The following is an 11,825-nucleotide window of genomic DNA, read 5'->3' as shown; positions in this document are numbered from 1 at the left end:
CTATAACTACCTCAAAATGAGTATATAAATTACATTTTTGTTACACAATACGAAGATTTTTTTTTGTATTTTTGCAACATTCCAGAAGAAAGGTATAAATTTTAATGAGACAGCTCAAAATTACACAATCGATCACGAATCGTGAATCACAATCTCTAGACAAGTACTTACATGAAATTGGTAAAGTTGACTTGATTACCGCTGAAGAAGAAGTAATCTTAGCGCAACGGATTCGCGAGGGAGATCAGGTAGCATTAGAAAAGTTAACAAAAACCAATTTACGTTTCGTCGTATCTGTAGCCAAACAATATCAAAATCAAGGACTCACATTGGGAGACTTGATTAATGAGGGAAATTTAGGCCTTATAAAAGCAGCTAAGCGATTTGATGAAACTAAGGGATTTAAGTTTATTTCTTATGCAGTGTGGTGGATTCGTCAATCTATTTTGCAGGCTATCGCTGAACAATCGCGTATCGTACGTCTCCCTCTAAACCAAGTAGGGTCACTAAGTAAGATCAGCAAAGCTTTTTCAAAATTAGAGCAGGAATACGAAAGAGAGCCTTCTCCTGAAGAATTAGCTGACATCTTAGAAACTACCGTAGACAAGGTATCTGACACATTAAGTAATTCGGGTCGACACGTATCCATGGACGCTCCTTTCGTACAAGGAGAGGAAAATACCCTACTAGATGTATTAGAAAACTCTGATCCAGATACGGATAGTTCTCTTATCGATGAGTCACTGTCAGAAGAAATCAAAAGATCTTTATCGACATTGACAGAGCGTGAACGAGAAATTATCGTTCTATTTTTCGGGTTAGGATCCAATCACCCACTTTCACTTGAAGAGATCGGTGAAAAATTCAATTTAACGAGAGAGCGCGTACGTCAGATCAAAGACAAAGCTTTACAACGACTACGTCACACTTCTCGCAGCAAAATTTTAAAATCTTATTTAGGTTAATACAAAGACCGATAAATGGAAAAGCGCAAGAGATAATCTTGCGCTTTATTTTTTTCACTTTTCAACCATCTCCTTATTGACCATAACTTGCTTTTATTGTAATATTAGCAGTTTTTAAACGTGCCGTTGTATTAAATACACCGCCGTAGGAAAAGTCTTCATTATCGTTCTGCCCCGTTATCTGGAATATTCCCAAATCTGCCCTGAGAAGCTTTCCTAGACTGGAACCGGATTCCTTAGCAATATTTTCGGCCCTTGCCTTAGCGTTTAGTGACGCTTCAGCGATTAAAGAAAGCTTTAAATCCTCCAATTTTGAATAATAATAATTAGGCGAATTGGAACTCAACTCAACGCCTTGCGAGATAAGTGTAGAAATTTCTCGCGACGCATTATCGACTTTATTTAAGTCTTTCGACTCTATGCTCACCATCTGCGTAAGACTATAACCTGAAAACGTATTATAGCTATTACCTCGCTCATCCGTATGATAAGAAAAGTCTTTCATGATATTTACGGCATTAAACAAGATCTCGCTTTCTTCGATACCCTGTTGTATTAAAAAGCTCTTCACTAAATCCCGGTCTCTCTTTAATTGTTCAGATGCCTCACTAAGATCCATAGATTTGCGACTATAAGAAGCAGTCCATTTAACAATATCTGACTCAAAATCCTTTTTTGCATTTCCTGTAACATTAATTGTATTATTAACGCTATACTTATACTTATAAGCGCTAGCTAACACAAAAGCTGAAGCAAGCAACCCGATAGCGGCCACTACACTAATTACAATACCTGTTGATTTCATATTTCCATTATTTTGATTTAACAACTACGCTTGATTTCCTATTCGAATATACATAGTAATAGTAATTAACGTGCCAAAATAAGCAATACCCTATTTATATGTAATTTTTATATTCGGTATTCGCTAATATGCTTCATTTTTTCTATGTTTGACCGGACTGAACAATCTCATTATTCAATGAACAAAAGCTTATTAACATCGATTATCTGCAGTTTAACCCTGCCTGCTCTAATGGCACAAAAAAAGCCTATAGACCATTCAACATATGATATCTGGAAAAATATAACCTCAACAGATATCAGCAAATCGGGAAGTTATGTTTTCTATACCGTATCGCCACAGGAAGGCGACGGATACCTTGAACTAAAAGACAAAAACAACAAATTAATACAACGCATTGACCGCGCATCCGGACCGAAAATTACAGAGGGAGAGAAATTTCTGGTCAGCACGATAAAGCCACCTTTCAAGGACATCCGGGAGGCTAAAATAAAAAAGAAAAAAGCGGAGGACTTTCCAAAAGATTCGTTGATAGTTTTTAACATCGAGCAACGGCAACAAATTAAGCTTGGACCTATTAAAAATTTTAAAGTAGCACAAAATACGCTTAATTATATTGCGTATACGCAAGTTTTAAATATTCCTTCTGTCGCTGACAGCTCAAAAGGTCGAGTAGATAGCACAAGTACTGAATTACTCAAAAAAGGCACCAAGGGAACAAAAGCGAAAAAAGAAAATGTGTTAGTCTTACAACAACTCTCATCGGGTGACACGATTCAATTCTGGAAAGCAGATATTTATCTTTTTAGCAACAATGAGAAATACCTGGTATTCAACAAAAAAACAGAGGAAAAAGACAGCTCAGGTGTTGACGGCCTCTATCTCTATGATCTTTCAAAAAAAGCACTGCAAAAAATCAGTAACGGAAAAGCTGTTTATAAAAGCATAACATTTGACGACCAAAGTAATCAGATTTCTTTTCTAGCTGACAAAAGTCCGTCGAAAGCCCAAATAAAAGACTTCAAACTATACCTATATAAGATAGGACAAGATTCAGCGAGAATGCTCATTGACAAGAACACACAGGGAGTACCGAAAGATTGGTATGTGTCTGGCGATGGTCAACTATCATTCGACGCACACGGCAAAAAGCTTTTCTTTGGTCTAGTACCCATCCCTGCTGTAAAAGATACGACATTGATTGAATTCGAAAATGCAAAAGTCGATATATGGCATTGGAAAGACGATTATTTGATGACACAGCAACTTGTCAATTTAAAAAGAGATTTAGCCAAAAACTATGATGCTGTATACAACCTAAATACAAACCAGTTAATATCTTTGATCGACGATACGTTTGACAAAACATCTTACACAGATGCCGCTACTGAAGAATGGATAATGGCCACAACTACTTTTGGCAACAGGATTGCATATCAATGGCAAGCTTATCAACTACAAAAAATCTATGCGATATCTACTCGTACGGGTGAGCGAAAATTAATAAAGTCAAACTGGAATGGACAAGGATATCTATCTCCTGACGCCGAATATATCGTACTATTTAACGAACAAGATGGAAATTGGTACAGTCATCACATTGCTACAGGCACAGAGCACCAGCTAAATAAAGGTCTATCGGTATCATTTGCTGACGAAGAAAATGATATGCCAACGACAGCTTCGTCTTATGGAATAGCAGCGTGGGCAGATAATAACACAGGTATATATATCAATGACCGATATGACGTTTGGTATTTTTCTTTGGATGGAAAAACAAAAAAATGTATTACCAATCAATTCGGCAGAAACAATAAGCTGGTATTTAGGTTAATAAATGCACGAAACAACAACGATCCCAGAAAAAGTACATTTAAAATAAATGAAAAAACACCGCTATTTTTAACTAGTTTCAATGAAACAAACAAAGAGAATGGTGTATTTAGTGTAGACCCATCAAAAACTAAAAATCCTTTAGAAATTATCCAAGATAAATTCACATTTAAGAATTTTTCAACTGATCAACAGTCTAAAACCTACATTTACACAAAAGAAAACTATAACAAAAGTCCTGACCTCTATGTTTCTACGCAGTTTAAAGGCGAACAAAGACTCACGGATATCAATCCGCAACAAAACGAATACAACTGGGGCACAGCGGAACTCGTAAAGTGGGTAACACCAAACGGTCACCCGGCTGAAGGAATTTTATATAAGCCTGAAAACTTCGACCCGACAAAAAAATATCCAATAATAGCTTATTTCTATGAAAAGCTATCTCAAGGTCTTTATACCTACCACCCCCCAGCCCCTACACCTTCAAGGCTCAATATACCATACTTTGTGAGCAACGAATATTTAGTCTTTGCGCCAGACATTTCATATAAAACCGGCCAGCCTGGCAAATCCGCAGAAGAATACATCAACTCAGGAATGCGACACTTAGCACAAAATGCTTGGGTAGACTCCACAAAAATGGCGATTCAAGGTCAGAGCTGGGGCGGTTATCAAGTGGCACACTTAATAACCCGTACCAATATGTATGCTGCGGCCTGGACTGGTGCTCCTGTTGTCAATATGACCTCTGCATATGGTGGTATTCGTTGGGGAACGGGTATGTCCAGACAATTTCAATACGAGAAGACACAAAGTCGACTAGGTGCCACTCTTTGGGAGGATAGAGATCTATATATTGAAAACTCACCTTTATTTTTTATGGATAAGGTAAATACACCTGTAGTCATCATGCACAACGACAATGACGGAGCCGTACCGTGGTATCAGGGGATAGAAATGTTTACCGCATTACGTCGACTACAAAAACCTGCCTGGTTACTAAATTATAACGGGGATGACCACAACTTGATACAAAGACAGAACAGGAAAGACATCCAAATCCGACAAAGCCAATTCTTCGATCACTTCTTAAAAGGAAAACCAGCGGCAGAATGGATAAAAACCGGAGTAAATGCAACTAAAAAAGGTATAAACTGGGGTTTAGACACAAAATAATCAACAAAACCCAATATTATACACCAAAAACACTCGAAAAATTTATTTTTTTCGAGTGTTTTTTTTGATTTTTATAAAAAAATAAAAAAATAGATTGTATTTTTGACACACAGAAGATGTAAATCACAAAAAAAATCAACTCCAACACAAAACCCAATGTCAAGTATCAGATTTGAATCCGTAAATGCTGCCTCATCCAGACACGCATTGCCCGAAGAAAAGGTGGTCACAAAAAGAGCTATCACTATTTTTGGCAAAAATGTATTTACTATTGCCAAAATGAAAGATTTTCTGCCGAAAACAACTTTCAAAGAACTGACCAAAGCAATAGAAGACGGTGAACCAATCACTCGAGAAATTGCTGAGTTCATATCTCAGGCCATGAAAACATGGGCTATCCAAAACGGGGTATCTCATTACACGCACTGGTTTCAACCATTAACAGGAACTACTGCAGAAAAACACGATGCCTTTTTTGAACCTGATGAAAACGGTGATGCTATTGAAAAATTCACAGCTGATGCATTGGTGCAACAAGAACCCGACGCCTCTTCATTTCCAAATGGAGGTATCCGAAATACGTTTGAAGCACGTGGATATACAGCATGGGATCCTTCTTCTCCTGCTTTTATCTATGAGTCTGCTGCCGGAAAAACACTTTGTATCCCTACCGTATTCGTATCCTATACAGGTGAGTCTTTAGATTATAAAGCTCCTTTACTGAAAGCGGTAAATGCAATAGATAAAGCTGCAACTGATGTAGCACAATACTTTGATAAAGCGGTCACTAAAGTAAATGCCTCACTAGGAATTGAGCAAGAATATTTTTTGGTAGACCTTGCCCTTTACAACGCGCGTCCCGACTTGCAACTAACCGGACGCACACTATTTGGACATATGTCTGCTAAAGGACAACAATTAGAAGATCACTACTTTGGTGCCATTCCTGAGCGGGTATTGGCTTTCATGGTCGATCTAGAAAATGAAGCCCTTAAGCTCGGTATCCCCTTAAAAACCCGTCATAATGAGGTAGCTCCTTCGCAGTTTGAATGTGCACCTATGTATGAAGAGATAAATTTAGCAATCGATCATAATCAATTGCTGATGAATGTCATGGAGCAAGTCGCAATACGTCATAATTTTAAAGTGCTTCTACATGAAAAGCCTTATTCAGGGGTTAACGGATCCGGCAAACACAATAACTGGTCACTAATTACCAACACTGGAGTAAACTTGCTGTCTCCTGGGAAAACACCTAAGAACAATCTTATGTTCTTAACGTTTTTCGTAAACACAATCAAAGCCGTTCACGAATATGCTGACCTACTGCGTGCTTCTATCGCAAGTCATAGTAACGATCATCGTTTGGGTGCCAACGAGGCTCCACCAGCTATCATATCTATTTTCCTAGGATCTCAATTGGATGAGTTATTGGAAGAAGTAGAATCCGCACGCGTAGCCAAAAAAGTTAAGTCAGAAGCGAACCTTTGGCATGGAATCCCTAAAATCCCTGAATTAAAATTGGACAATACCGATCGCAACCGAACTTCTCCTTTTGCTTTTACAGGTAATAAATTTGAATTTCGTGCGGTAGGCTCCTCAGCAAACTCTGCGCTACCAATGACAGTATTGAATGCTATTGTAGCAGCTCAGCTGATTGAATTTAAAATTGAGGTAGATAAGCAAATCAAAAAAGGAACGAAAAAAGACCTTGCTATACTTAACGTAATAAGAAAATATATCAAAGAGTCCAAAGCTATCCGATTCGAAGGAAATGGATACAGCGATGAGTGGGCACAAGAAGCTGAGTCCAGAGGGCTTTCAAATATTAAATCTACACCAAAAGCTTTAGATATTTATGTCAAAGAAGAAACCATTGCTTTGTTCGAGAGACTAGGAATTTATTCTAAACGCGAATCTGAAGCTCGTCACGAGATTCTTTTGGAAAACTTCTATAAGAAGCTACAGATTGAAGCCCGTGTAATCGGGGAAGTGGTAAATAGTCAGATCGCACCTGCTTGTTTCGTCTATCAGAATGAACTGATAACCAACGTGCAAGGCCTTAAAGATTTAGGGCTGGCAAAAGAAGCTTATTCTTCCCAATTGAATCTGGTCGAGCGTATATCCAAGCATGCAAACACTATATTGGAGAAGTCTGAAGAGATGCGTCAAGCGCGTAAAACAGCAAACACTGTTGAAGACTTAAGAGAGAAAGCCATCAGCTATGATGAAATTGTTAAGCCATATTTCGATGAAATACGTTACCACGTCAATAAACTGGAAAAAATCGTTGACGACTCAAGATGGCCGCTACCAAAACTACGCGAACTCTTGTTTATTCACTAAGTAAACTAATCAACCTTTATATTTTAACTAAAGAGACATCTAAATGGGCGTCTCTTTTTAATTAAATCATCTTTGACGAAAATATTAGTGCTTACTTTAATTGATTTCTATAAGCCACATAAATATCCATATTACTTTCATTCTTGTTGGTATTTATGATAATTTACTTTTTTTTATATAAAGATGGGTTAATAAGAGTTTTATTGTTAATTTCCCCTGCTTAAAGAAGTAAAAAGATGAAAACTATAGGGATAATTCCGGCACGCTATGACTCTTCAAGATTTCCCGGCAAACCTTTAATAGATATTGGAGGTACCAGTATGATACAACGTGTCTACAATCAAGCGAAGCATGCGTCCTCTTTGAACGAAGTTATTGTAGCAACAGATGATACTCGTATCTTCGATCATGTCAAAAGTTTTGCTGGAAACGTTATTATGACAAAAAAAGATCACCAATCTGGTACAGATCGTTGCGCAGAGGTTATTGAAAGTATCCAAGGATTTGAGGTAGCGATCAACATACAGGGCGACGAACCTTTCATCGATCCACTACAGATAAACCTGCTAAGCAGCTGCTTTGATAATAGCCATACACAGATAGCGACGTTGATTCGTAAAGTAGAGACCTTTGAAGAATTATTCAACGAAAATAAACCAAAAGTTGTAATCAACAAAAATGGAGAGGCTATTTATTTTTCACGGCAAGCAGTACCATTTCTTAGAGGAACAAAAAAAGAAGACTGGCTAAAGCAACGTCCTTACTATAGCCACATCGGAATATATGGTTACAGTGTACCTGTTTTAAAAGAGCTAGCCGCTCTTCCTTACTCTGATATTGAAGCAATGGAAGCACTTGAACAATTACGATGGTTAGATAATGGTTACAAAATACACACAGCAACATCCAGCCACACCAACGAAGCCATAGATACACCTGAAGATTTAGAATATTTACTCAAGAAGTATTTTACAAAATAATATTTAATCTCTGTGTTCTTTATAATGCGAATCAATTCCAAGAGGTATAAATTGATTCGCATTTAAAGTTCTTATCTCCTCATAAGCGTGGAGTAATTCTATTAGTTGAGCCTTATTACGGATTCCTACCAAAGCACTGGCAATAATAGAATTTTGCAAAACATAAGCTAGTGCAATGGCAAGATTTGATACGCCTTGAGATTTTGCGATTAAAGTGATCTGCTCTTGTAAATGTGTCACGGTATCCACATCTGTCGCCAGATAAGGTTTAGCAGACTTTCCGATTAAGACTCCCTGTGCCAAAGCTCCTCGAGCAATGATACTCACGTCATTAGATTGAAAAGAGGTAAAATACTCCTCTGGTCTGGTATCTAATACACTATACTGCATCATATTGGAAACGATAGCGCTATGTTCTGAATAATATTTAAATACATTGGGCCGAATGGAAGACAGACCGTAAGCTCTGATTTTCCCTGTTTCTTTCAATCGCTCGAATGTTTCGATGATTTCTTCGCAATTATCGGTATTAGTACCTCCATGTAGCTGATACAAATCAATATAATCAGTCTTCAATCGGACCAAAGATGCATCAACGGCTTTATTAAGATATTCTTTAGAGACATTCCAATCCCGACCAGGGCCATCTTCATGCCATACATTTCCGACTTTAGTAGCTAATATTATATCCTGTCTGATTCCCGTTAACGCCTCACCCAACAATCTTTCATTCTCTCCTTTACCATATAAATCGGCTGTATCAAAATAATGGATTCCTTCGGAGTAAGCCTCTTTGATCAGGTTTATATCTGCTAACCTATCTTCTCCTGAAAGGGACATTGCTCCAAACCCAAGTTGGGTAACCTCTATCCCTGAATTACCTAATTTATTCCGCTGCATCTTTAGTCTTCACTTCCAAAAGTTCAACCTCGAAAACTAATGGACTGAACGGAGGTATGGTACCAGTTCCACGCTCGCCGTAGGCTAGATTATAAGGGATAAAGAATCTGTACTTGGCTCCGACATTCATCAAAGGTATACCAATCTGCCAACCCTTTATGACAGAAGACAAAGAAAGGTTAAGAGGCTCGTTCCTATCATAGGAACTATCAAACTTATTGCCATTGGGCAATGTTCCTAAATAGTGTACAATAACCTCATCAGACACAGTAGGACGAAGCCCATCTCCTTGTTTTAAAATTTCATACTGAACACCTTCGTCAGTCACTTTGACATTCGGGTTCAACTTATTCTTAGCGAGAAATTCTTCTCCTGGTTTACGAAGTTCGGCATTTTTCACTTCCATCATCTTCCGGACAGAAGTCTGAATTATTTCCGCACTCTTATCTTCCGTTAAAAGAATATTATCACCTTTGAAATAGTTCGATATCCCTTCAGAAAGTAATTTTACATCTAAATCAAACCCGTTTGATTTTAATGACCGAGCAACATCAGTACCTAACGCGTAAGACAAAGAATCTCGTCCATTTTTTAAAACAACAACATTTGCTTTTTTTACAACGGCCTTACTGCTTTGAACATTTCTGTTTTGAGGTTTTGCGGACTGCCTTTTTACGGCAGTTTGCGCATTAGCGATACATAATGAGCCTGTCATTGCCACTGCCAGAGCACACATTAATCTGAATTTCATCTATGGTTATTTATGATTGTTTCTATAATAGACATTGTGTTATTTGGATAGTCAACGGTAACGTTACTTTTATTATTCAACCAAAGTTCGATATCATATTCGTATTTTCTTTTTAGACTTTTGATAACAGGAACTCCCATTTTTTCAAGAGCTGCAGCATTCAAATGTTGTTCGTACTGATTTTTCATCGGAATCACTAAGACCTTCTTTCCTAGATACAATGCTTCGGCTGGGGTCTCGAATCCAGCCCCACACAATACGCCCTCGGAAGAAGCCATACTTTTCACAAAAGCATCGCTGTTAATAGGATTAATACTTACATTTTTATACCGTAACGACTTTGAATTGTGCTTTGAAAACACCTCCCACTTTACGTCCTCAAATTTTGTCAAATGTTTCAAAAGATGGGCGTCGTCATAAGATGGTAAATAAACGGTATAATGGCTGTTTTTCGTAGCTTCTAAATTTCGTATGGACTCCCGTATTACGGGTGTGTAGACCGACTTATGGTAGGACTGAAAATGAAACCCATAAGCGTCTGATACAGGCGCATAGTTTTTCATAATAAACTTACCCATCAAATCCCCCTCTTCAGGCTTGGGACTGTCCGGATGCAATGCACCAATTTGATGACTCAAACCAATACAACGTATATCTTTTGTATGACACGCCCATGCTGTAATAGGCTCAAAATCGTTGATAACGAGATCATAATTTTCTACAGGAACTGAATTTATTTCTTGAATAAACTTCCGGATCGTTGAGCTCATAAATGTTTTCCATAAATCAACGCCACCACTTTTTCCAAAAATAAAACTAAGACCATGCAGTTTATAAGTAATATCAAAAGGCAATTGAATATCGGCCTGAATTCCGCTAATTAGTACATCAACTTGACCAAATTGTTGCAAGCATGGAATGATATCCATTGCTCGACAAAGATGCCCATTTCCTGTACCTTGTATGGCGTATAATATTTTCATCCTCAATTTTAAAGTGATTCGAAAATACTCATTTTTTTCGATTTGCTTCTCTTCATCGTGTTAAATTATGATTAAGCATATTATTTCAGTAACTTCAAACTCATAACCATTACGATATGACAACCGCAACAAGAGTATTGATAGGTATGTCCATCCTTATATTTACTTGTTCTTGGGGATTCTATGCACATAAAAAAATAAACGAGACAGCGATATTTCTATTACCTTCCGAACTAGCCCCCTTTTTCAAGAAAAATATAAAACTCATCACAGAAAAAGCTGTCGATGCTGATAAACGCTGTTATGTTGATACTGTAGAAGGACCTAGACACTACATAGATATCGATCGCTACGAAAATATAGATTCCGTCCCTATTCATTGGAGTAAGGCGGTAGAAAAATACTCGGAGCGTAAATTATTAGCGCAGGGTATTGTGCCTTGGCAGATATGGAAAACCTATCAAAATCTAGTACGATCTTTCAAAGACTGCAATGAAAGAAAAATCATTCAATACTGTGCAGACATCGGCCATTATATTGCTGACGCCCATGTTCCTTTGCATACAAGCAGCAATTACAATGGTCAGTACACTGATCAGGTTGGCATACACTCCTTTTGGGAGACGAGACTTCCTGAAATGTTCTCTAATGAATACAATTACTTTATTAAAAGAGCAGAATATATCAGCGATCCCTTGGAAGAATCCTGGAAAATAGTAAGAGAAAGCAACGCTCTTGTAGATTCTGTTCTTCAAATTGAGAAACAGCTTTCCCTGAAATTTAAAGCTTCTGAACGTAAAGCTTACATAGAGAGAAACAACCAACTAATCTATACTTATTCCGACAGCTATGCGACGATATACCATCAAGCGCTCAATGGTATGGTGGAACGACGTTTTAGATCATCTATTCTTAGTGTGGCATCGCTTTGGTATTCAGCTTGGCTTGATGCGGGACAGCCTGATCTATCAGATTTGAAAGTAAACGATAAAGACTTTAAACCAATAGATACCAAAAACAAAAAAAGTTTGGGACGAGAAGAATGGCATTAAGACACTATAAAATAAGAGGATGCATATTATT

Annotated in this window: 9 protein-coding genes; 5 read left to right on the top strand and 4 right to left on the bottom strand. The window is 37.7% G+C overall.

What is annotated here, in order from left to right:
• The first annotated feature begins 104 nt into the window (after nucleotides 1–104).
• Nucleotides 105–965 (top strand): RNA polymerase sigma factor RpoD/SigA, encoded by an 861-nt coding sequence (locus G7B20_RS02580; protein WP_079642450.1) that lies wholly within the window; start codon nucleotides 105–107, stop codon nucleotides 963–965.
• A 73-nt stretch (nucleotides 966–1,038) separates the two neighbouring features.
• Here the strand turns inward: G7B20_RS02580 and G7B20_RS02575 are convergent, their stop codons facing one another.
• Nucleotides 1,039–1,770 carry an SIMPL domain-containing protein gene (locus G7B20_RS02575; RefSeq protein ID WP_164108455.1) on the bottom strand — a complete coding sequence of 244 codons (732 nt, stop codon included), beginning with the start codon at nucleotides 1,768–1,770 and terminating at the stop codon, nucleotides 1,039–1,041.
• Between the two features lie 231 nt (nucleotides 1,771–2,001).
• Here G7B20_RS02575 and G7B20_RS02570 point away from each other — a divergent pair, with 231 nt between their 5' ends.
• The 3 genes from G7B20_RS02570 (at nucleotide 2,002) to kdsB (ending at nucleotide 8,108) form a co-directional block, all read left to right on the top strand.
• Nucleotides 2,002–4,782: a prolyl oligopeptidase family serine peptidase gene (locus G7B20_RS02570; protein ID WP_240465969.1), complete on the top strand. Its 2,781-nt coding sequence runs from the start codon at nucleotides 2,002–2,004 to the stop codon at nucleotides 4,780–4,782.
• Nucleotides 4,783–4,938: 156 nt separating this feature from the next.
• Complete coding sequence (locus G7B20_RS02565) at nucleotides 4,939–7,128, top strand: glutamine synthetase III (RefSeq protein ID WP_164108453.1); 2,190 nt, start codon at nucleotides 4,939–4,941, stop codon at nucleotides 7,126–7,128.
• 236 nt (nucleotides 7,129–7,364) lie between these two features.
• Nucleotides 7,365–8,108: a 3-deoxy-manno-octulosonate cytidylyltransferase gene (gene kdsB, locus G7B20_RS02560; RefSeq protein ID WP_164108452.1), complete on the top strand. Its 744-nt coding sequence runs from the start codon at nucleotides 7,365–7,367 to the stop codon at nucleotides 8,106–8,108.
• A 3-nt stretch (nucleotides 8,109–8,111) separates the two neighbouring features.
• On the opposite strand, the gene G7B20_RS02555 is transcribed toward kdsB, so the two are convergent.
• From G7B20_RS02555 to G7B20_RS02545, 3 genes are read right to left on the bottom strand one after another with little or no spacing between them, the layout of a single operon-like run.
• Nucleotides 8,112–9,008: an aldo/keto reductase gene (locus tag G7B20_RS02555; protein ID WP_164108451.1), complete on the bottom strand. Its 897-nt coding sequence runs from the start codon at nucleotides 9,006–9,008 to the stop codon at nucleotides 8,112–8,114.
• Nucleotides 8,995–9,759 carry an FKBP-type peptidyl-prolyl cis-trans isomerase gene (locus G7B20_RS02550; RefSeq protein WP_240452878.1) on the bottom strand — a complete coding sequence of 255 codons (765 nt, stop codon included), beginning with the start codon at nucleotides 9,757–9,759 and terminating at the stop codon, nucleotides 8,995–8,997. The genes G7B20_RS02555 and G7B20_RS02550 overlap by 14 nt, the downstream gene beginning before the upstream one ends.
• Nucleotides 9,756–10,742, bottom strand: coding sequence for a glycosyltransferase family protein (locus G7B20_RS02545; protein ID WP_164108450.1), 987 nt, complete (start codon nucleotides 10,740–10,742; stop codon nucleotides 9,756–9,758). Before G7B20_RS02545 ends, G7B20_RS02550 begins: the two co-directional genes overlap by 4 nt.
• A 116-nt stretch (nucleotides 10,743–10,858) precedes the next feature.
• Here G7B20_RS02545 and G7B20_RS02540 point away from each other — a divergent pair, with 116 nt between their 5' ends.
• Nucleotides 10,859–11,794, top strand: a complete 936-nt coding sequence (locus tag G7B20_RS02540) for a zinc dependent phospholipase C family protein (RefSeq protein WP_164108449.1) — start codon at nucleotides 10,859–10,861, stop codon at nucleotides 11,792–11,794.
• Nucleotides 11,795–11,825: the final 31 nt, after the last annotated feature.

The organism is Sphingobacterium sp. xlx-96, assembly GCF_011007365.1.
Classification (GTDB): domain Bacteria; phylum Bacteroidota; class Bacteroidia; order Sphingobacteriales; family Sphingobacteriaceae; genus Sphingobacterium; species Sphingobacterium luzhongxinii.
Note: the sequence above shows the minus strand (reverse complement) of the source record. Positions and strands in the feature narration are given on the sequence as shown.